The organism is Bradyrhizobium sp. USDA 3256, assembly GCF_054058275.1.
In genome coordinates this window covers 2377120-2397858 of the sequence record NZ_JBSSAE010000002.1, presented here as the reverse complement: position 1 = coordinate 2397858, position 20739 = coordinate 2377120, and the positions used below count along the sequence as shown (strand labels likewise).

The following is a 20739-nucleotide window of genomic DNA, read 5'->3' as shown; positions in this document are numbered from 1 at the left end:
CGTCGGAGTTAAGGAGAAATCGCTGGACTTTTCCTTCTACAGATTGCCAATTTATGTAGATGAAACGTCACATTTCGCCAGGGAACGCCGGCTGGAAGACGGTCGATGCCCCGCAGGGCCTCGGATCACCGAAGCCTTTGATCGTTCGGGTGCAGTCTCTTCCCGCGAGGAGCTACTTCGCCGAACACAGTCACAGCTGGAATCAGCTGGTCTACGCGATCTCAGGCGCGCTCACCGTGAAGGCGGATGGACGGCGCGTCGTCATTTCTCCGGAACAGGCCGTCTGGCTGCCGGCCGGTACGAAGCATTCGGTCGGCTCGCTGATGGGAGCGGAATTCCGGAGCCTCTGGGTCGCCAATGCTGCCAGCCAAGGCATGACTTCGGGCACGACCGTCATCCATGTGTCCCCGCTCCTGCGGACGCTCATCGTGGAAGCCGCGTCGCTGAAAAGCGAGGATCGTCGCTACGCCGCTCGCGTTATCGCGCTCATCCTCGATCAGTTGCGGCGGGCGACGCCGATCTCGGCAGCGTTACCTTGGCCGACCCACCCAGGCCTGCTGGCGCTCTGTGAAACCCTCTACGCCGATCCAGCGGATACGCGCCACGCCGAGAGATGGGGGCGTGAGATCGGCATGTCGCCGCGAACCTTGACGCGGCACTTCGAGCGCGAAGTCGGCATGAGCTTGCGCGCATGGCGTCAGCGTCTCCGCCTGCTCAAGGCTATCGAATTGTTGGGCAGCGACCTGCCGATCACAGAGATCGCGTTGCGGCTGGGTTACTCATCGGCCTCCGCATTCATATTCATGTTTCGCTCTGAAATGCGCGTTAGCCCCCTGCAACATCGACGCAGTCTGGGCCATGCTGCCAGCAGAGGGGCACCATCAAGGCGTCGATCCGGACCTCAATATCCGACCCGCCGAGCGCGCTGACCCTTCAGCCGTAGGGACTCGTTGGAAACCGCAGTTCAGTTCGGAACAGGCGGAATACGGTCGTCCGGCCCCGGGGAGGCTCGCTTGTGCGCGACTCTCAATGGCGAGGTAGGCGCGAGCCGTCCCCGCCCCGTCATCCAGCGAAAACGACGACCATGATCGATCCCCAGGTCGTCAGCAGAATATTGGAGATCGGATAGGCGGGCGTGTAGCCAAGCACCACCACGGAGCTGCCCGAGCGCTCCTGAATGGCCGCCATCGCGGCCGTCACCGTCTGTGCGCCGGTCAATGCGCCGAGCATGAGGATGGGGTTCATGCGCAACACGAAATGGCCGAAGCAGAAGCCGACGATCTGCGGCAACAGGGTTACAAACATGCCACCCAGCAGCAGGCCGACGCCCGACTCCCGTATGGCGGAGAGGAAGACCGGACCGGCATGGATCCCGGTCAGGCCGACGAAGGCAGCCAGTCCGAGCGACGTCATCAGGCTGATGGCGCCATCGGGGATCCGGCCGAAATACGGCAGACGTGTGCGGAGATAGCCGACAAGAAGTCCAGCGAGCAGCGTACCGACGCTGGTGCTCAGCGAGATCGTGACGCCACCAATCGAAAAGCTCAGGAGCACGCCAACGAGGCCGCCGAAGAAGATCGCGAGCCCCAGCACCACGAAATCGATGCTGGTGCTCGGCGCAACGATGACGCCGATGCTCTTGGCTGCATTCTGGACCACCGATTCAGGACCGACGATGCGAAGCATATCGCCGCGCTGCAGGACAACGCCGGCCGCGATGGGGAGAGCTTCATCGCCGCGGCTCAACGAACGCAAGTAGAGGCCGCGTGCCCAGCTCTGTTCCGACGCCTGCTGCAGACTGCTGCCCGCGAGTTCCCGGTTGATCAGGAACACGTCCGCCGAGATCACGGGGATGTCGAGCAGCTCGCGGTCCTCCACCTCCTCACCGCGCGGTCCGATCAGTTCGACGATGGTCTGGCGCGGCGCCGACAGCGCGATGATATCGCCGGCCGCGAGCACAGTGGCAGGCTCCGCCTCCAGGATGCGCTCGCCGCGACGAAAGCGGTGGATGAAGACGCGTTGCCCGGGCACGCGGGCTTCGGCGGCAGCAACTGTCAGCCCGACGATCGCGGCATGATCATCCAGCCGATAGGCGCGCATTTCGAACTTGCGCCATGCCGACGCCAGGCCGGGCTTGGCGCGCGTGATGCCCAGGGTCTGCTCCAGCTTGAGCGCTTCCGCCTTCAGATCGATCTTCAACAGCGCCGGAACGACAATCGTGCAGAATGTAATCACGCCGGCATAGCCGAAGATGTAGCAGACCGCGTCGGCCACCGCGATGTGCGAGACCAACAACGCGCGCTGTGCTTCGGACACAGGCAGGGAATTGACCGCGTCGGTCGCGGTACCCATCGCGGCGCTCTGGCTCAGCGCACCCGACATGAGCCCGGCTGCAAAGCCGGCGTCGAGTCGCAGCACGCGTGCCGCGACGATCGCCGCCGCAAGGCCGGTGAGGCTCACGACAACGGCCATCAACATCGGCTTCAGCCCATCGCGCTTCATAGCCAACATGAATTGCGGGCCGACCGAATAGCCCACCCCGAACAGGAACAGCAGGAACAGGAACGATTTGGTCATGCTGGAGACGGGTACATGCGCGAAATCGCCGACCGCGAGTCCTGCGAACAGCGCGCCCGTCACCGGGCCGAGGCTGAAGGCGCCGATCCTGAAGCTTCCGATCCAGTAGCCCGCGGCGATCACCAGGAACAGCGCGAGCTCCGGATACCGAACGAGAAATTGCGCCAGCCAGGTCAACATCGTCTCAACACGGTCCCGCGCCGCGGCTACGTCATCATCATCACCAGCACCATGCCCCAGATCGTCAGCAGCGTGTTTCCGACCGCGTAGGTGACGGTGTAGCCAAGGCCGGGAATCTGGCTTTTGGCGCGGTCGTTGATCATGCCCAGCGAGGCGGTCGTGGTGCGCGCGCCGGAGCAGCATCCGAGCAGGATCGCGTCGTGGAAGCGGAACACGTATTTGCCGACAAACATCGCCAGGATCAGCGGCACGGTGGTCACGACGACGCCCCAGAGGAACAGGCTGAAGCCGAGCTTCTGCAGGCCGGCGACAAATCCCGGGCCCGAGGAGATTCCGACCACAGCAATGAAGACGTTCAGGCCGACCGAGTTCATGAACCACACCGTGGGTGACGGGATGCGGCCGAAGGTCGGATGCACGGACCGGAGCCAGCCGAAGAACAGGCCGGAGATTAGCGCACCGCCCGAGGTGGACAGCGTGAGCGGCACGCTTCCGATCTTGTAGACGAAAGCGCCGACCAGAGCGCCGATCGCAATGGCCGCCCCGATGAAGGCGACGTCGGCAACGTCGGTTGCACGGTCGGGCCGGCCCAGCAGCTTTGTGGTGGCGGCGACATCGGACGTGCGGCCGACCAAGGTGAGGATGTCGCCCCGATTGATCTTGGTGTACGGCAGGATCGGAATCTCGGTCGCGATCGCGCCCCGGACGATCCTGCGCAGGAACACGCCGCGAGCGCCCGGTTCCTTCGCCAGTTGCTCCAGCGTCTTGCCGTCGACGTCCTTGCTGGTCACGTACACGTCGACGCCCTCGATCGGCACCGCCAGCAGTTCGCGATCGTCAATTTCCTCGGCCTGCTCGCCGATCAGCTGCACGAGCACATCCCGGCGGCCGGCAACGGCGACGATGTCGCCGGCATGGATCACGGTGTCCGAAGTTGCCTCCTCGATCTTGCCGGCTTGCCGGAGCCGGAGGACGAAGATGCGATGATCGGGAAGCAGCGCCTCGGCTTGCCCGACCGTCTTGCCGGCGACGGGTCCGCGCTCATGAACGCGATAGGCGCGCACATCGAACTGGTGCCAAGCCGTCCCCGGGCCGCCCAGCTGCTTCTTGCCGCCGTGCTCCTCCTCGTATTTCTTGCATGCGGTCTCGAGATCGATCCCGAGCAACGCAGGCCCGAGCAGCGCCAGCACGATCGCCGACCCAACCGTGCCGAAAATATAGGTCACGGCATAAGCGACCGGCATGGCATCGAGCAGCTTCTTGGCTTCGTCGGCGGGCAGACCAAGGCGATTGATGGCGTCGGTCGCGAGGCCCATCGACGCGGAAATCGTCTGCGAGCCGGCATAGAGCCCGATGGCCGATCCGACGTCGTAACCGGCGAGCTTGGCGCCGAGATACGCAGACAGCAGGCAGAAGACACAGACCACCGCCGCGAAAACCGCCTGCGGGACGCCGTCCTGCGCGATGCCGCGCACGAATTGCGGTCCGACACCGTAACCGATTGCAAACAGGAACATCAGAAAGAAGAACGGCTTCAGCGGCCCTGATATGGTGATCCCGATCTGGCCGATGATGACCGCGGCGACCAGTGTCGCGGTGACCGCGCCCAGTCCAAGCCCCTTATAGGTGAAGGAACCGAAATAGTAGCCCAAGGCCAGCGAGAGGAAGATCGCAATTTCGGGATAGGTGCGGAGCGTCTGGAAGAGCCAATCGATCATGATGTCACCCGTTCATGCTGTCCCGGGGCTTCGGCGTGCGCCCGCTTCGATCTCATGCAGGGGTGCCGAAAAGGGCGAGCAACCGTATCGGTCGACATCAGACGGCGGTTGGCGAGCGGGACGTTGATCTATGTCAACCGCCGCTGCGGGAGCCTTGCGATTTCGTGATCTTGCCGACACTACGCACGTGCCGCGCACTCGCATCGTGAGCGGCGATCCGTCGCAGCGATCGCATCGCGCTGCGCGTGACCGTTGACATAGATCAAGGCTCGTAACCGGTCGCCGATCATGCTGCGCGCGATTGCGCAGGCAACAGAGCCTGTCGCCTCCATTCCAACAGCTTGCATCGCCCCGGGAGTGTCAAATGGCCGATCTTCTGACCCTGAAGAAATTCGAGGCGCTGAGCCCCTTCGAGATCAAGGACGAGCTGATCAACCTCGCCAAAAGCAATTCCAAGCGGAGCCAGATGCCTTTCCTGAACGCCGGGCGGGGCAATCCGAACTGGGTGGCCACGACGCCGCGCGAAGGCTTCTTCCTGCTGGGACAGTTCGCCATCACCGAGAGCAAGCGGGTGATGGAGCACCCGGCGGGCATCGGCGGCATGCCCCAGCCAAGCGGCATCGCCGGCCGGTTCGAGGCCTGGCTCAAGCAGCACAAGGACATGCCGGGCGCGAGCTTCCTGACCGAGATGCTGCCCTTTGCGGTCAAGAAGTTCGGCTTCGACCCCGACGCCTTCGTCCACGAGCTGGTCGATTCGATCATCGGCGACAATTACCCGGTGCCGGACCGCATGCTGGTGCACAACGAAAAGATCGTGCACGAATACCTGATGTGGGCGGTTTGCGGCGAGCCCCGGCCGGCCGGCAAATTCGACATCTATGCGGTCGAGGGCGGCACGGCGGCGATGTGCTACCTCTTCAAGTCGCTGAAAGCCAATCGCCTGCTGGTGCCTGGCGATACGATCGCGCTGGCGACGCCGATTTTCACGCCCTACATCGAGATGACGCACCTGGAAGACTACGACCTGAAGGTCGTTCAGATCAGGGCTCCGCAAGAAAACAAGTTCCAGTTCACCGACGAGGAAATCAAGAAGCTGGAGGATCCGAAGATCAAGGCCTTCTTCGTCGTCAATCCGTCCAACCCTCCGGGGATGGCGCTGAGCAAGGAGACGGTTGCCAAGCTGGCCAATCTGGTCAAGACCAAGCGCCCCGACCTGATGATCCTCACCGACGACGTCTACGGCACCTTCGTGCACGGGTTCCGCTCGCTGCTCGGCGAACTGCCGCACAACACCATCGGCGTCTACTCCTATTCGAAGTATTTCGGTTGCACGGGATGGCGGCTCGGGGCCATCGCCATCAACGAGGACAACATCTTCGACAAGATGATCGCCAAGCTCCCGGACGAGGCCGTGAAGGCACTCGACAAGCGCTACGGACCGCTCACGCTCGAACCACGCAAGCTCAAGCTGATCGACCGCATCGTCGCCGACAGCCGCGACGTGGCGCTCAATCACACGGCGGGCCTGTCATTGCCGCAGCAGGTGATGATGAGCCTGTTCTCGCTCGCCGAGATGATGGACGTGAACAAGGCCTATCAGGCTGCCTGCATGGAGATCGTCAACAAGCGCCTGTGGTCGATGCTCGACGGCCTCGGGCTGGCCGACAAGCTGAGCCCGAATCCGAACTATGATGCCTACTACGCCCTGATCGATTTCGAGTTCTGGGCCCGGAAGAACATCGGCGACGCTGCGGTTGAATACCTGAAGAAGAACGTCCATCCGCTCGACCTGGCGTTCAGGCTGGCCGAAGCCCACGGGATCGTGCTGTTGAACGGCGGCGGATTCGATGCGCCCGAATGGTCGCTTCGCGTGTCGCTCGCGAACCTGCCTGACGATGTCTATGACGATATCGGGCGCGGCGTTCGGACCATCGCCAGAGGCTATCGCGACGCCTACGAGGCAGCGAAGGGCGGCGCCGCGAAGCGCTGACAGCGGCGCTTGCCGCGCATCGAGCGTTTGGATCGGTAGTGCCAAAGCTAAGGGAAAGGCCCCGGCAGAAATGCCGGGGCCTAATTTACATCCATCCAGGACGATCAGTATCTCGCGACGACCGGCCCGCCGAACCGATAGTTCAGGCGTATCGTCAGCAGATCCACGTCCTGTCCGATCCGGTTGGCGGCGCCGGCCACGATGGGATTGACCACCGAGAACGTGTTGTTGGCATCGCCCATGAAGAGACGGTCATATTCGAGCCCGACGGACCAGTTCGGAGTGAAGCCGTATTCGAAGCCCACGCCGATCGTGCCGCCCCAACGGGTCGATGTCGCCGACGCCACCCCGATTCCGCCGACCGTGGTCCAGATGTCATAGCGATTGCTGGTGACCGCTGCACCGCCCTTCACGTAGAACAGCGCGGCATCCCAGGCCCAGCCGAGTTGGCCGGTGAAAAGGCCCAGTCCGTCGGTCTTCGTTGTCGTCGAGAACCTCGGATCGATCAGGCTGAGGCGCGAGCTCTTCAGGTCCGCCCAATCACCCTGTCCTTCCAGGCCGAAGACGAACTGGCCGGCCTGCCAGCGATAGCCGAGCTGTCCGCCGAAAACGCCACCAGAGCGTGAGCTGCATCCGTCGGCCACGACACCACCGACGGCAGGGATGAAGTCCCAGCAGGTGCGGCTCTCGCCCCAACCGCCGTTCGCACCGATATAGAAGCCGGTCCAGTTGTAGACCGGCGGAGGGACCGGCACAGGCGCCGCCTTGACGGCCATGTCAGCCGACAACGCCGGCGTAGCCATGCCGACAATCGCGGCGACAGAAAGCAAAAATCTCTTCATGGAATGATCTCCGGGTCTCTTGGCGTTAATCGAGAAAAGCAGTCCTTGCGCTCGCCCAATCGGGGCAGTGATCGAAGCCTAGATGTGAGTCACGAAAAGCCACGTGCCAAAATGGCAACACTCAAGGGCAAACGAACAGCGTGCTCGGGCTCCGCGTTCAACTTCGGCGCAGCACGAAGCTCGTTCTGCCGAAGAGGAGCCGGCTCACTGTTCGACGAGCCAATCGGCAATGTTCTGCGAGGGGATCAATTGCCTGGGGAGGTGCGGATTGATGGTGCCGGCAAACACGACCAGCCCTTCGTCCAGTTTTGACCGTGCGAATGCCTTGGCTTCTGATTCGCTGGCAAATGTCCTGGTCTCGCGAGGACTGCGCGCCCTTCGAGCCAGCAGACCACGTCGGCGAATCTCATAAGTGACATACCAGATGGCCGACACCGCGACACCGGGCAAGAGCAAACAGCCCTAGCAACACACCATCCAGCCAGTGGCCGCGCCTTGACCTTGGTCAAGGGCTCGGACCGTAGAAATACGGGCGCCGCGGCCCGAGTTGAGGGACAAGCGGTTCATCAGAAGCGCGAGTGAACCGCGACGAGCCTGCCGACCGTTGGCATCGCCGGCTTCACCTCCGACCCGAGAAGGACGAGGATGCCGTCCGCTGCCTGCGCGTTCGCAACAACGATGGTCAGCGCCAGTTCTTTTGCATCGCATTCATTACGGTGTCTGTCTTGTGCGACTTGCAGTACTTGCCGATGACCTTGCCGTTTCGCTCGACGTAGCGAAAATCGACAACGGTCAGGTTCTTCGATGCGCTGAAATAGCCCGACATCCAGGAGCTGATCAGCATTTGTCGTTCCTGATCCGACTCCAGCAGTTGCTTGCAGGTAATGAGGGACAGATCGACGACGACTTGCGCTTTGGCCACGACGCTCGTGGCGAGGAGTGCAACGGTCGCAATTGCGAAGATTGATGGTTTCATTGTTATCTTCCAACCCTGTTTGATCACTGGCCGGCCGTAGAGCGCTCAAGACCGGCCATCACGGTCTGAGTGGGATTGGTCGCGCACCACGCCTTCACGCTTGCGACATTCCGTGCATACGCGTTGAGATCGACGAAGACGTATCCCTTCTTCTGATTGAACCAGCCACTCATCCAGGCAGAAAACACGGACGAATCGCCCGGGGACATGGCGAGGTACTGCGAGCAAGTTATCCGCGCCATATCGATGCTCGTCTGCGCTTGCAGCGGACCCGACAACGCCGCACCGGCAAGAGCCAGGCACACAGTGATTTTGTTCATTTCGATTTCTCCCAAGCTCCGTGCACAGTGATTTCTATCCAGCGATCTGCGCCCTCACTGACAGACAAGGACCGGAGTCTTCGCTTGCGTCAGCACCTTGTTTGTCACACTGCCGATGAGGAGCTTGGAGAGCCCGCTGCGCCCGTGCGATGACATAACGATGAGATCGCAGCCCTTATCCTCGGCTGCTGCGATGATGGCTTGATGGGGTTGCCCGCTCTCGACCTGGCTTGTCTCGCAGGGAACGCCGGCCTCCCCTGGCCGCGTGTGCGGCGCGATCCAGCGCGCTCGTGGCCTCTTCCTTGCGTATCTCGGCAAATCTCGCGAGCAGATCACGGTACCGCCCTCCTATTTCCGAGAGCGGCTCAACAACGAAGACGACCGATACTTTGGCTCCGAGAGATTTCGCCAGCGCCAACCCCTGCTTCACCCCTTGCTCCGCCAGGTCCGACCCATCTGTCGGAATGAGAATGTGCCGGTACATGCCTTCACCTCCCGGTTATCTGGATGACGTATCGCCGCCCGCCAAATGCAAGCTGAACCTGAGCCTCGGACCTGGCCTTGAGATAGATCAATCCATCGCTCAGCGCAGCGAGATCGTAAGCCCGCCCAGATTGGCAGCAAATTCCAGCCCTGCCTTCGGTCCCTTGAGCGCCAGCACCACCCCGTGTTCATTTCGCAGGCTCACCCCGCCGACGCCCCCAGCCCATGCGCCACCGGCTCCGACCAGCGCGTAGCTGCCGGCGAAATCGTTGACGTCCCTGATGCCTGAGGCGGTGCCCTCCAGCCAGGTCACCGACGCACCGGCAGTCACGCCGAGGCTGAAGCCGGACGCGATGAACCGATAGTGCCGCCCGCGGTAGGTCAACGTGCCGCTGCCGCCGCCGCCGCCCACGACGAGCGCGGCTTTCACGAACTTGACCTGAACGTGGCCGACGGCCTGGGCGAAGCATGGCGCGACCGCCAGGACCATCGCCGCGAGCGCCAGTATGACGGAACGGATCATGGATCGCGTCACTGCAGTCCCCTCCTCGCTCAGGGATTTGTCGGATCCGCTTTCTTCCAGGTCTGATCCGGATCGAAGACGATCATGCGCTTGGCGAGGAAATCGGTGCGTGAGCCGAGATCCTTCTGATAGACCGTGCCTGCGTGGTTGACCAGGAAGGTCATGACGCCGGAATTGCCGTATTCGGCGGGATAGGCGACCAGTGCGAATCCACCGATCATCTTGCCCTTCACGACATAGTTCAGCGCGCCGCCCGGAGCGTCGGAGCCCTGTGCCTTCAGGATCCGATAGTAGTAGCCGTGGTACGGCATGCTCTGCTCGCCGACCTTGTAGCCTTCCGCGGCGGCCTGGGCGGCCAGCTCGCCGAGCGGGCTTGGATCCTTGTCGTCGCGCCAGAACAACCCGTCCGTCTTGCCCGGCCTGCTGACGATGCGCTGGGCATAGGCGCCCACACCCTCGCCGCGATCCTTCTCTGCGTATTCGTTCTGTGCGTCGACATAGGCAAGACAGGTCTGGATCGCGGCCAGCTCGTTGCGGCCGATCCTGCGGTAGAGGATTTCGCGACGTCCCGCGGCGGCGTCGAAACTCCAGCCGTCATTGTTGTTGACGAGCGGGATCGGGAACGGGAAATCGTCCCTCCCCAGAATCAAGATGGCTTTCTTGTTGCCGTCAGCCTTGATCGAATGCTTGGCGTCGTAGGCAGAAAGAAAGCTCTCTCGCGCATTGGCGTCGGCGACATCGTCGCCCGACTCGATGATATCGGCGGCATCGCGGCCCAGCACCTTCAGCATCGCCCGACTGGTGCCGGTCTTGACCGCGGTTGCCAAGGCGGACGCCGCGTCTTCCGGATTGGGGAAGCCTTGCTGCGCGCGCGCAGGAGACAGCAGCAAGGCGAGTGCTGTTGCCGCGGCCACGCCGATGGAGGCAATACGATCCAGTCGCGAGCATGAGGGGCCAGTCATCGTGATGCCTCCGACGAGGATGGAATCTTCGCGCCGGCGGCAAGCCAGTCGTGGTAGCTGCGGAACTTGAGCCCAAGCTTGTCGTAATAGGCCCTGAGATAGCCATCGGCGCCGCGCGTCACCGCCGCCGGCATGACCTGCTCGACCTCCTGCGCCATCACGCCGACATAGGCCTTGCTGCTGCCGAGATAGGAGAAGCGGTAGTAGCCGAGGCCGTTGGCGAGATGTCCCAGCAGTTCGATATCGTGCTTGAGCGCGATGTCGGAGCGTCGTCCACCGCCACCGCCGCCGCGGAAGCCGCCACCTCCGCCACCACCGCGGAAGCCGCCTCCGCCGCCGCTGAAGCCACCGCCACCACGGCCGGCAAAACTTGCGCCGCCGCCGCCGCGCGGCATGCTGGCCATACTCGATCGCCCGCGCGCCGATGCCGCCGCAGCCGCCCGTCCGGACGACACGTTCATGGCGCCGCCGCGACCGCCACCGCCGCGATTCGCCGCAGCCGCGCGGTTACCGGCATTGCCGCGGTTGGCGGCCTTTGCGCGATCGCCACCGCCCTTGGCCTTGTTGCCGGCACTCGCGCGGTCGCCGCCCTTGGCGCGATCGCCTGCACCTGCACGGTCACCACCCTTCGCACGATCTCCGCCGCGGTCGCCTCCACGGTCTCCAGCGCGATCGCCCGCACGATCTCCGGCGCGATCACCCGCACGGTCGCCGCCGCGGTCTCCTGCCCGGTCACCTGCGCGATCTGCACCCGGGCGATCACCGGGATTGAGAACCTGCTGACCGTCGCGGCCGCGAAAGTTCATCCGATCGCTGGCACCGGCCCGATTGGCGTTGCCGCCGAAGCGCTGCTGGATGTTGCTATTGTTGTAGCGAACGCCCTGGCGATGCGCCGGATTGTGCTGCCAGCCATTTGCGATGTTGGTGGTCCGGTGATTGACATAGACGTTGCGATTGCCCCAGTTGAAGCCGCCGCCCCAATAATTGCCCCAGCGTCCGATCGCCCAGCCAGCACCGAAGGCAAGGCCTGCCGCGATCACACCGGCGCCGATATAGGACGGATAGCCGAAATAATACGGCGGATACTCCGCATAGGGCCACGCGCCATAGACCGTCGCGGGATCGTAATAAGGCACGTAGACGGTGTTCGGATCGGTCTGCTCGATGACGATGACCTGCTTGTTCTCCTGGGTCTGGACGCTGACCTTCTGCTGCTTGGTTGTCACCAGCTTGTTGTTGGCCTGCGCCTTGCTGCGCAGCCGCTGGATCGCGTCCATGACGTCGGGCTGCTGGGCCAGCACGGCATCGCCCAGGTTCTTCGTCCAATCGATCTTGTCGCTCATCATTGCGAGCACGTCGGCGGTGCTCGTGAGCGCCTTCACGCTGTCATCCCAGGCCTGCTTGTCGACCTCGGTCTTCAGCGCATCCCCTTTCAGACTCTTGCGCTCCTTGACCCACCGATCGGCCTGCACGACCTCGAGCGGATAGGTCGACGCCGCCAGCACATTGGCGAGCAGCGAGTCCGGGTAGAGCGCGATCGGCGCCACCAGGGCTTCCAGCTGTTCCGGCTTCAGGAGCTGATCGGCAGGCTGGGTTGCCGCAGCCGGCTGGCTAGCCTGGGCGGGCGGGCTGGTCTGGGCGGGCGGCTTGTCAGCCGTTTGCGCGAATGCGGCAACGGACGTCACCGACACCAGCACAACCGCGAGCAGAGTCTTGCCCCAACGGACCATCGCGACCTCCATCGACACCAACGGTCGACAGCATCGGCCACGATCTCCTCGCCTCCTTGATCGAGATCAAGGAAACTGTCCTTCGGCTCAGCTTTCGATTTGGCTTTCGGCCTGGCCCGGCTGTCGCGACGCAAGGTGGATGCGGCGGTCGTGAATCAGGTTCTCGAGCCGATGGGCGGCAACGTTCACCGCCGTAACGGCACGCTCGGCCTTGTCATCCGCGACCGGCTGCTCGCGCTGCGTACGCAGCACCTGATCGATTTCGCGCTCGATCTCTTCGAGGTCCGACACACGGCTAGCCATCCGAATTCGTCCTGCCAGTGCATAAAGCGTGTCGAGCGCCTCCTTCCGGCTCGGTGTCTCGCTCGAGCGGAGAAACTTCCACGCCGCCGCGAGCACCGATGCAAGTCCTCCGGCAATCATCGGCGCCAGGAAGATCGCATTGCCCCATTGGTCGAGAAAGCTCTCCCTGGTCCCCTCATAGACCGCTGCCGCCCCGGGATGCACGGGAATGTAGGCACCTGCATCGGTATCGGGCGTGGCGATCTGGGAGAGCGCCGGCAGTTCGGCGAGCAACTGTCGCCGCGCGTTCATGATCGACTGAGTCAGGTCGCTGATCACGTCATTCCCAAGCTTCTTCTGTGCCACCAGATAAAACGACGTCTGCAGCGTCGTCAGGTCATCAGCAGGAATGGGCGGCGAGCCGCGCAGGGTTCCCTTGGGTACGTCGAAGCTTTCATAGGCACGCTCTTTCTCGGCGATGGCTCCGGCGGACTCGATGGCGATCATCACCGGGCCGGCTCGCGTGGTGCGCGCGAAGACATTGCGCAGCAGCGCAAGGTACTTTTCGGTCAAGGGAATGACGAGCAGGATTGCTCGTACTTCCTTGGTGTCGAGCGCCCGGCGCGCGTCCGCAGGGGCGAGCGGCTTGAACGTCACGCCCGCGCGCGTCAGATCGTATTCGTCGGTCAGCACCTTGATCAGCTTCTGATTGGCTTCGGCACCAATCACACCGATCGTGGCGCGTTTCAACTCCGCCACGTCAGATATCGCAGCGCCGGGCGGCGCGACCAACAGGACGGTGGCATGGGCCAACACGATAACGGCCTGGGCCTGCGAGAGATCACCGACGTCTCCACGGACGACCGCGAGGTCTACCTTTCCGGACGCGAATGCCTTGGCGGACTCGAGCGGTCCCGGCGTCTGGACCAGGCTGAGCCGGACTGGCGCTTTCGACTGGGCGAACTTTCCTGCGATCGCCGAGACCAGTCTGCCGGCCTCGCCGTCCAGCGAACCAACCGCGATCGTCAGGGTCGTCGGCCGCTCGTACCAGCGATAGGCGAATAGGCTCCCGCCTCCAACCAAAAGCACAAGCCCGGCCACCAGGGCGATGCGCAATGACCTCGGCAACCTGCTGGGATCCACGGCGCGCTACCCAATCGGTCCGGCGTCAGCTGACAACGGTCCGGCGGCGCTGAGCCAGTGCGGGGACCGGACGCTAGATCTTGCAACGATGATAGTTGACCTCCATCCCATCGATGCCCGGGAACTGGCGCGTAATGGTATCGTCGTCGACGGCCTTAAGGAAGAACTGCACATTGGATACCATGATTCCGGACGCACAGCCGACGATGATGTTGATGGTCTGGCCGTCGTCCTTGCGCGATTTGATCTTGCAGTTCTCGAACTTGCTCCGGAGGCGATCGGGCTCGGCGATGAATCCGCCGCCATAGACGCCTGAGAAGTTCGTGAAGGTCAGTTGGTTCGCCCTGCCCTTGTGGGCGAACACTTTTCGGCATTGCTCGGCGCTCGTGGCCCAGGCACCCGTGAGATCGAAAGCGTGCGCGTAACCCGGCAATCCGAAGATCATGCCCGTCGCCACGATTGCGCGAAACTTGCAGTTCGGTTTCATATGCCGTCTCCCCGTTCGCGCCCGTCAGTGACCGCTTAACACCAGCGTCTTGATCGGCAGCAGCAGAGCTTGAATCCGAAGCAGCAAGGCATGAACAAGTGCAGTCGCGTCGACGGCGTGCAGGGCAAAGCCTTTCAACGTGCCGGTTTTCGGATCGGAAATCTCGTCATGGTTGCTGGTGTACGCATTGACGATGCAACTGCTGCCCGGTGTCACGCCGTCAAGGCCGCCCTTGTAAAGCGGCTCCAGGAACACGAGGATCGAACCTGGCTTTTGCAGGCTCTGCGGGTCGATCAACAGCTCGGTGGCCCGAAACTGGCCGGCGGCGATGAAATCCTGCACGCTGGTGACGACCAGCGGAATGATCACCCAGGGTTTCGACATGCAGGTGGCTTCCGCGACCATGCCAGGCTTCATCACCTGGGCCTCGATCTGCCCGAATCCCGCCTGCAACTTGTTGCGGCCCGCTTCGTCCGGTATCAGGATTCCGGCCGGCCGCATGATCTGGGCGACGAGGTCCCCGGGGCGAACGAGGAATTGCTCGACGCGGCCATTGACGCCGGCACGGACGAAGGTCTTGTCGAGATCCACTTGCGCCTGCGCCCGCGCGGCCTCGGCGCTCGCCTTCTCGGCCGGCAACAGCGTGGAGACCCGCAACGTCGCCGATTCCTTGACGGCGCTGGCGGCATCGACGCCGGACTGCCGCTGATCAACCAGCACCTGCAGCTTCTCGATGTCACGTTGCGGCACGATGCCGGGATTGCGGCGCTGCAACTCGCTCTTCACCTCCAGCTCGTCCTTGGCCTGCTGCAAGGAGGCTTTCGCCTCCCCGATCTGAGCGTCCGCCTTGACGACGTCGGCCTGCGCCGCGATCAACGACGCATCGACCTCGGCGATCTTTCGCTTGGCGGTCTCGAGCGCGGCCTCCTGCTTCGAACTGTCGAGCCGGAACAGAACGTCGCCCTTCTTCACCGGCGCGGTGAAGTCGACATTGACCTCGACGACACGACCGGAGCCTTCGGGCAGGATCGGCACGGTCCTGAAGTAGATCGCCGCGGAGGTTGTCGAAGGATGAAAGTAGAAGATCATCGTGATCAGCGAAATCGTGAGCATCAGGCAGCCGGTGATCCCCCATCTCAGTTCGTACCAGACAGAGAAGAACGTGATCTCCTTGCCGAACCGCTTGCCTTGCCGATAGCGGCGGTAGAGGTAATCCGGCAGGATCGTCACCAGCGAGCAGATCATCAGCTCAAGCATGGTTGTGCACCTCTTGCTTGGCGGGCGTCCGGACGTCGGGACCGCCGCCAGGTACGGATTCAGCTTCCGGTTCGGCAGCGCCCGGCGTGGCGTCTGCTATGCGCTCGACGGAATCGGCGATGCTGCGCATCGGCGTGCCGAAATCCGGCAGATCGATGAGTGCCAGCAACAGGCCGGCGACCCAGAAGATATGCATGTGAGTGAAAAGCGATATCAGCCCGAGGACGGCGACGATCTCAAACTGAAGTTTCTGGCTCTTGTGCGCCATGCGCTCCGGCAGGCTGTGCAGCTTCCAGTACAGAGTGCCAACCCACAAGACCGTGGCTACGAGGAAAATGCCCATCACCACCATCAGGGCGTCCGACCCATCGGCGCCGGGAATGAAAAACGGCAGATGATGGGGGGCTGCCGGATGCATCTGTTCGCTCAAGCCAAGTCTCCCGGTCGCAATAACACCGCAGGCGAATCTTGATTGACACTGCTGACGATCCTATCGCGCTTGCTTGATCTGGATCAAGGAAGCCGGTCGGCTCATCCCTACCGTTCCGGGGGCAAGGTGGAAGATCGGGCTTAGGAGTCCCCAGCCATGCGAGACAAAATCGATGACCTGATCCCGAAGGCGCACGAGATCCAGAAGCAGGCAGCGCTGAAGGAAGCGGAGAAAGCCGAGGAGCACGCCAAGCGTGCGGCCGCTATCGAAGCCGAGAAGCGAGCGTTGATCGAGCGGCTGAGCAAGCCCTCCGGACTCAGCGAGGACGAGAAGGTCAAGCTGGCGTCGACGGTGATTCAGCGGGCGGTGCGCAACGGGCTGAGCGAAGTGCAGGTCTATCGCTTCCCCAATACGCTGTGCACCGACAAGGGGCGAGCCATCAATCAGATGGAGTCCGGCTGGGAGAAGACGCTGACGGGTATCCCCAGGGAAATATATCAGCTTTGGGCTGACTACCTGCAGCCGCGCGGCTACCGCATCCGCTATCAGATCGTCGATTACCCCGGCGGCATGCCCGGCGACATCGGCATTGTCATTGCCTGGGGTGATTAGTTGAAACGATGGACGGATATCCATGGCGAAAGACAAGCCGACTGGGAAGATGAAGCGCAAGGACTACGAGGAAGAGCTGCAGAAGCTGCAGGCCCAGCTCTGCCAGCTCCAGGATTGGGTGCAGGCGAACAAGCTCAGGGTCATCATCTTGTTCGAGGGACGCGATGCGGCCGGCAAAGGCGGAACGATCAAGGCCTTGACCGAGAAGGTCAGCCCGCGCGTGTTTCGCGTAGTCGCCCTGCCCGCGCCCTCGGATCGTGAGAAGTCTCAACTTTTCATCCAGCGCTACATGCAGCAGTTTCCGGCGGCCGGCGAGATCGTGATCTTCGATCGCAGCTGGTACAATCGCGCGGGCGTCGAATATGTGATGGGGTTCTGCACGCCGGCGGAGCACAAGCGGTTTCTCTCGCTCTGCCCGCAGATGGAGCAATACATCATCGAGGGCGGCATCATCCTGATCAAGCTGTGGCTCGAGGTCGGGATGGATGAGCAGGAGCGCCGCTTCAGGGCCCGGATCGACGATCCGATGCGGCAGTGGAAGCTGAGCCCGATGGACACGGAATCCTACCGCCGCTGGTACGATTACTCCCGTGCGCGCGACCTGATGTTCAAGGCGACGAGCTCGGAGCACGCGCCCTGGAACGTCATCCGTTCCGACGACAAGCGGCGGGCGCGGCTGAACTGCATCTCGTTCCTGCTGAAGACAATTCCTCACGGACGGGTCAAGCGCGACAAGGTCAAGCTCCCCAAGCGCTCCAACAAGGGGCGCTACAATGATCAGGCCGGACTGCGCGGAATGAAGTTCGTCGAGGAACGCTACTAGAGGTCCAGGCCGCGAAGGGCGCGGCCTGGACCTCTCCGGACCTATTTCAAACGGATGGAAACCCCGCCCACGGCGGCCGAGACTTCGGCGCCCACCTTCGGACCGCTGAGCTGCAGGATCACGCCATTGGCGTTCTGCAGTTGCACGCCGCCGGCGCCCGCGGCGATCGCCCCACCGGCGCCTGCGGCACTGTAGGAGCCTTCGATCGAGGCAGGCCCTCTGAGATTGAGGGCGCGCCCGACCAGCTTGGTGGTCGAAGCGCCGATCGTGAAGCCGACGCTCATGCCCGACACCGTGAACGGATAGTGCTTGCCGCGCAGCGTCAACACGCCCTCGCCGCCTCCGACACCAACGATGAATCCACCCTTGGTGAAGATGACGGCGACCGAGCCGGTTTCAGCCAGTGACGGCGCGCTGAAGCCGGCCAATCCAATCGCCAGCATAGCAAGAGCTCCAATCAAACTCACTTTCCTCATCATGTCCCTCCAGGAACCGGTTGCGTTACGCCTTGTTGCGCAAGACTCATCGCCGCAAGAATGCGAAGACGCCTTGCGGAATCTCCCTCGTTTATGATGCAGCCTTGAACTTCGGCGCGGCCGCTCGCGGCTTGCCCATCCTGGCCAATGCCTCGGTGGTCACGAGCTTCAGGCCCTCCGCCGCGTCGTAGCCATGGATCTCCTTCACATCCAGCTTGCGCATGAAATCGATGGTCTCCTGCGTGATGACCTGGCCAGGGACCATGATCGGGAAGCCCGGCGGATAGGGAATCACGAAGTTGGCGGAGACGAGATCGGGCCCGTTCTTCAGGCGCCTGTCGATCTCGGGATCGTGCAGGCGAATATATTCGCATCCTGCAGCGTCATAGGCCGAATAGAACCCGCCGCGGATGTCGCCCTCATTCGTCTTCGTGCCGGCATCGCTGCGATAGGCGTCGTGGAAATGCGAGAAGTTGGGCAGGTCGGGGACGTCCTTCATCAGGCTGTTGACCCGCATGTCGAAGTCGACCCTGGCGTTCGCGCCGCCCTTGGCCAGGCCGCGATCGATTTCGCCAGAGATTTCGGCCAGCACCCGGACAAGATGCGCGACATCGCTCCGCGTATTGTTGATGTTGGACTGGATCAGGACCGAGTTGCGCGAGGTCTTGTTGACCTGGATGTTGTAGCGGCTGGCGAGCAGCCCCTTGAACGACGTTCCGTCGTACCCGGCCGTGCCGCAGACCAGCGTCATGCGGGTCGGATCGAGACAGAACTCGTCGTCGTTCAGGCTCCTCAGGGCGCTCGCCCAATTGGTACCGGCCGCCAGATAGTCGGTGAACCCGCTTTGGCGATATTCCTTCGGCACCATGGCATCCGCGCCGAGGACGCGGAAATATCTCGAAATCAACGGATTGGTGTTGACCGCGTTGCGGATGGCGAACGCGATCTCCATCGCATTGGCCACCAGTCCATAGCCCTCGAGCTCCATCTGCCGGCGCGAGACGTCGAGGCTGGCGATCAGCTGCTGGTTCGGGCTGGTCGAGGCGTGCGTGAATACGGCCTCCTTGAACTGCGCTTCGACGGTATGGAATTCGATGTCCTTGACCGCCAGCATCGAGCCCTGGCGGATCGCCGACATCGACTTGTGCGTCGAGTTGGTCTGGTAGACGCGCAGCCGGATCTGGCGCGGATCGGGGATCAGCCTGGTCTTGAGCAGCACCTCGTCCGACGGGTTCTTGCCGAGCTCGGCCTGCTGTTTCTCATAGGCGGCGACCGATTTCGGATCGCGCATCCAGGCTTCGATCTCGTTCGCCGCGCCCATCGCGGTTCGCCGCCTCAGGAACGGTGAAAACCGCGCGAAGCCGAACCAGGCCTCGTCCCAGAGGAAGATCAGGTCAGGCTTGATCGCGAGGCATTCCTCCATCACGCGCCGCGTGTTGTAGATGTGGCCATCGAAGGTGCAATTGGTCAGGTCGATCATCTTGACCCGGTCGAGCCGGCCGTCCGCCTTCGCGTTCAAAAGCGCCCGCTTGATCGTCTGCAACGGCACCGCGCCATACATCGAGTATTCCGTCATCGGGAATGCCTCGACGTAGAGCGGCTGCGCGCCCGCCAGCACCATGCCGTAGTGGTGCGACTTGTGGCAATTGCGGTCGACGATTGCGATGTCGCCGGGACCCAGCAGCGCCTGCACCGCCATCTTGTTGGATGTCGAGGTGCCGTTGGTCACGAAGTAGACGCGGTCGGCGCCGAGCGCGCGCGCGGCCTTCTCCTGCGCCTTCTTGATGTTGCCGGTCGGCTCCAGCATGCTGTCGAGGCCGCCGGTGGTCGCACTGCTCTCGGCAAGGAACAGGTTCAGACCGTAGAATTCGCCCATGTCGCGGATCCAGTCCGACTTGAACACGGACTTGCCGCGCGCGATCGGCAGCGCATGGAAGGTACCGATCGGCCGCTGCGCATATTTCTTCAGATTGTCGAAGAACGGCGTGTCGAAGCGGTCCTGCACGCCCTCCAGAATTGAAAGGTGCAATTCGAGGATATCCTCGACCGAGTAGAATACCCGGCGCACCACATCGGCTTCGGGATTGCCGGCCAGCTCCTCAACGTCGCGATTGGACATGAGGTAGAGATCAAGCTCGGGACGCACCCGCTTCAGGATATGGGCCAACCGGAGCGCGGACGCATCGGACTCTTCGTTGAGCCCCATGGCACCGGTCATGGCACGAAGCACCGGCGCATCGTGTCGCGAGCGCAGCGCAAAGCCTTCATTGATCACCACCGCCGCAATGTTGGGGTTCAGCATTGCCGCACAGAAGGCGTCCTCGAGGTTGCCCACGACCACGGGCTCATAGATGAAGGCGTCGACCGGACGCCGCAGCTTGCGCCACTCCGACAGGAGTCCCGGCCAGTTGCTGGCTGGCACCCCGGTCACGATCAGGGTCTCGAAGTAAGGACGGCGCGCCGCCGATTGCCCCAGAGTTGGCGGAAGCAGGTCGGGAACGTCGCCATTGCCCTCGTCCTGCGTGCTCCAGTCACCTGCATGCTGGCGGAAGGATTTTGTCTGAAGTGCCTGGGCGATCCGCGTCGCGAGCACATGCGAGGTGGCGGCGTCGCCCGCCGCCGCGGCTTCCTTCAACGCCGCCATCAAACGAAGGCCCGGATAGCCGTGAAACTCCTCCGTCACCGCAAGCGCCGTCAGCGCGGCGTCATACGCCGCGCGGTTGCCGCCCCTGTTCCACACCTTCGCCGCCTCAACCAGATCGCGCCAATTGTCGGCTCGTCCGCCAGGCCCGGAGAAGAACTGGTCGATGCGCTGCTGTGCCGGCTTCGCGTCGTTGGCCATGAGTGTCTCCTGATCTCGTGATCTCAGCGCTGGTTCTGTCCAATCGTACAAACGGGGCCCACTGCGCCCTTTGATCCAAGTCAAGC

At 62.9% G+C, this 20739-nt stretch carries 19 protein-coding genes and 1 pseudogene; 4 read left to right on the top strand and 16 right to left on the bottom strand.

Annotated features, from left to right (window positions below; translation table 11 throughout):
• The first annotated feature begins 59 nt into the window (after positions 1–59).
• Positions 60–929, top strand: coding sequence for an AraC family transcriptional regulator (locus ACVWY5_RS12745; protein WP_051376139.1), 870 nt, complete (start codon positions 60–62; stop codon positions 927–929).
• Between the two features lie 133 nt (positions 930–1062).
• Here the strand turns inward: ACVWY5_RS12745 and aspT (ACVWY5_RS12740) are convergent, their stop codons facing one another.
• Together aspT (ACVWY5_RS12740) and aspT (ACVWY5_RS12735) are read right to left on the bottom strand one after the other, a co-directional pair.
• Positions 1063–2757, bottom strand: coding sequence for an aspartate-alanine antiporter (aspT, locus tag ACVWY5_RS12740; protein WP_028334161.1), 1695 nt, complete (start codon positions 2755–2757; stop codon positions 1063–1065).
• A gap of 26 nt (positions 2758–2783) precedes the next feature.
• Positions 2784–4475, bottom strand: a complete 1692-nt coding sequence (gene aspT / locus ACVWY5_RS12735; RefSeq protein WP_028334160.1) for an aspartate-alanine antiporter — start codon at positions 4473–4475, stop codon at positions 2784–2786.
• A 364-nt stretch (positions 4476–4839) separates the two neighbouring features.
• On the opposite strand from aspT (ACVWY5_RS12735), the gene aspD reads away from it, so the two are divergent.
• Positions 4840–6465, top strand: a complete 1626-nt coding sequence (gene aspD / locus ACVWY5_RS12730) for an aspartate 4-decarboxylase (protein ID WP_028334159.1) — start codon at positions 4840–4842, stop codon at positions 6463–6465.
• Positions 6466–6569: 104 nt separating this feature from the next.
• Here the strand turns inward: aspD and ACVWY5_RS12725 are convergent, their stop codons facing one another.
• From ACVWY5_RS12725 to ACVWY5_RS12670, 12 genes and pseudogenes are all read right to left on the bottom strand, one after another.
• Positions 6570–7307, bottom strand: a complete 738-nt coding sequence (locus ACVWY5_RS12725; RefSeq protein WP_028334158.1) for an outer membrane protein — start codon at positions 7305–7307, stop codon at positions 6570–6572.
• 204 nt (positions 7308–7511) lie between these two features.
• Entirely contained in the window at positions 7512–7757 is a 246-nt protein-coding gene (locus tag ACVWY5_RS12720) for a hypothetical protein (RefSeq protein ID WP_157343962.1), read from the bottom strand.
• Between the two features lie 232 nt (positions 7758–7989).
• Positions 7990–8283, bottom strand: a complete 294-nt coding sequence (locus ACVWY5_RS12715) for an HdeA/HdeB family chaperone (RefSeq protein ID WP_028334157.1) — start codon at positions 8281–8283, stop codon at positions 7990–7992.
• A gap of 23 nt (positions 8284–8306) precedes the next feature.
• The gene (locus ACVWY5_RS12710; protein WP_028334156.1) at positions 8307–8603 is read right to left on the bottom strand and encodes an HdeA/HdeB family chaperone; all 297 of its coding nucleotides are present in this window, start codon (positions 8601–8603) and stop codon (positions 8307–8309) included.
• Between the two features lie 54 nt (positions 8604–8657).
• Positions 8658–9087, bottom strand: a pseudogene (locus ACVWY5_RS12705) (universal stress protein).
• A 99-nt stretch (positions 9088–9186) separates the two neighbouring features.
• Positions 9187–9609, bottom strand: a complete 423-nt coding sequence (locus tag ACVWY5_RS12700) for a hypothetical protein (RefSeq protein ID WP_028334154.1) — start codon at positions 9607–9609, stop codon at positions 9187–9189.
• Positions 9610–9638: 29 nt separating this feature from the next.
• On the bottom strand, positions 9639–10571 hold the full coding sequence (locus ACVWY5_RS12695) for a DUF2950 domain-containing protein (protein ID WP_028352129.1): 933 nt from the start codon (positions 10569–10571) through the stop codon (positions 9639–9641).
• Positions 10568–12301 (bottom strand): DUF3300 domain-containing protein, encoded by a 1734-nt coding sequence (locus tag ACVWY5_RS12690; RefSeq protein WP_038377486.1) that lies wholly within the window; start codon positions 12299–12301, stop codon positions 10568–10570. The genes ACVWY5_RS12695 and ACVWY5_RS12690 overlap by 4 nt, the downstream gene beginning before the upstream one ends.
• Before the next feature lie 87 nt (positions 12302–12388).
• The gene (locus ACVWY5_RS12685) at positions 12389–13699 is read right to left on the bottom strand and encodes a TAXI family TRAP transporter solute-binding subunit (RefSeq protein ID WP_321176798.1); all 1311 of its coding nucleotides are present in this window, start codon (positions 13697–13699) and stop codon (positions 12389–12391) included.
• Between the two features lie 100 nt (positions 13700–13799).
• A complete protein-coding gene (locus tag ACVWY5_RS12680; RefSeq protein ID WP_244978539.1) occupies positions 13800–14213 on the bottom strand; it encodes a hypothetical protein in 414 nt (137 codons plus the stop codon).
• 24 nt (positions 14214–14237) lie between these two features.
• Positions 14238–15470, bottom strand: a complete 1233-nt coding sequence (locus ACVWY5_RS12675) for an HlyD family secretion protein (RefSeq protein ID WP_028334149.1) — start codon at positions 15468–15470, stop codon at positions 14238–14240.
• Positions 15463–15900, bottom strand: coding sequence for a hypothetical protein (locus tag ACVWY5_RS12670; protein ID WP_028334148.1), 438 nt, complete (start codon positions 15898–15900; stop codon positions 15463–15465). The genes ACVWY5_RS12675 and ACVWY5_RS12670 overlap by 8 nt, the downstream gene beginning before the upstream one ends.
• 156 nt (positions 15901–16056) lie before the next feature.
• On the opposite strand from ACVWY5_RS12670, the gene ACVWY5_RS12665 reads away from it, so the two are divergent.
• Positions 16057–16512, top strand: coding sequence for a hypothetical protein (locus ACVWY5_RS12665; protein ID WP_028334147.1), 456 nt, complete (start codon positions 16057–16059; stop codon positions 16510–16512).
• A 22-nt stretch (positions 16513–16534) separates the two neighbouring features.
• Positions 16535–17335, top strand: a complete 801-nt coding sequence (ppk2, locus tag ACVWY5_RS12660) for a polyphosphate kinase 2 (protein ID WP_028334146.1) — start codon at positions 16535–16537, stop codon at positions 17333–17335.
• A 41-nt stretch (positions 17336–17376) separates the two neighbouring features.
• On the opposite strand, the gene ACVWY5_RS12655 is transcribed toward ppk2, so the two are convergent.
• Together ACVWY5_RS12655 and ACVWY5_RS12650 are read right to left on the bottom strand one after the other, a co-directional pair.
• Positions 17377–17811 carry a hypothetical protein gene (locus ACVWY5_RS12655; protein WP_028334145.1) on the bottom strand — a complete coding sequence of 145 codons (435 nt, stop codon included), beginning with the start codon at positions 17809–17811 and terminating at the stop codon, positions 17377–17379.
• A gap of 91 nt (positions 17812–17902) precedes the next feature.
• Entirely contained in the window at positions 17903–20653 is a 2751-nt protein-coding gene (locus ACVWY5_RS12650) for an aminotransferase class I/II-fold pyridoxal phosphate-dependent enzyme (protein ID WP_028334144.1), read from the bottom strand.
• Positions 20654–20739 lie beyond the last annotated feature (86 nt).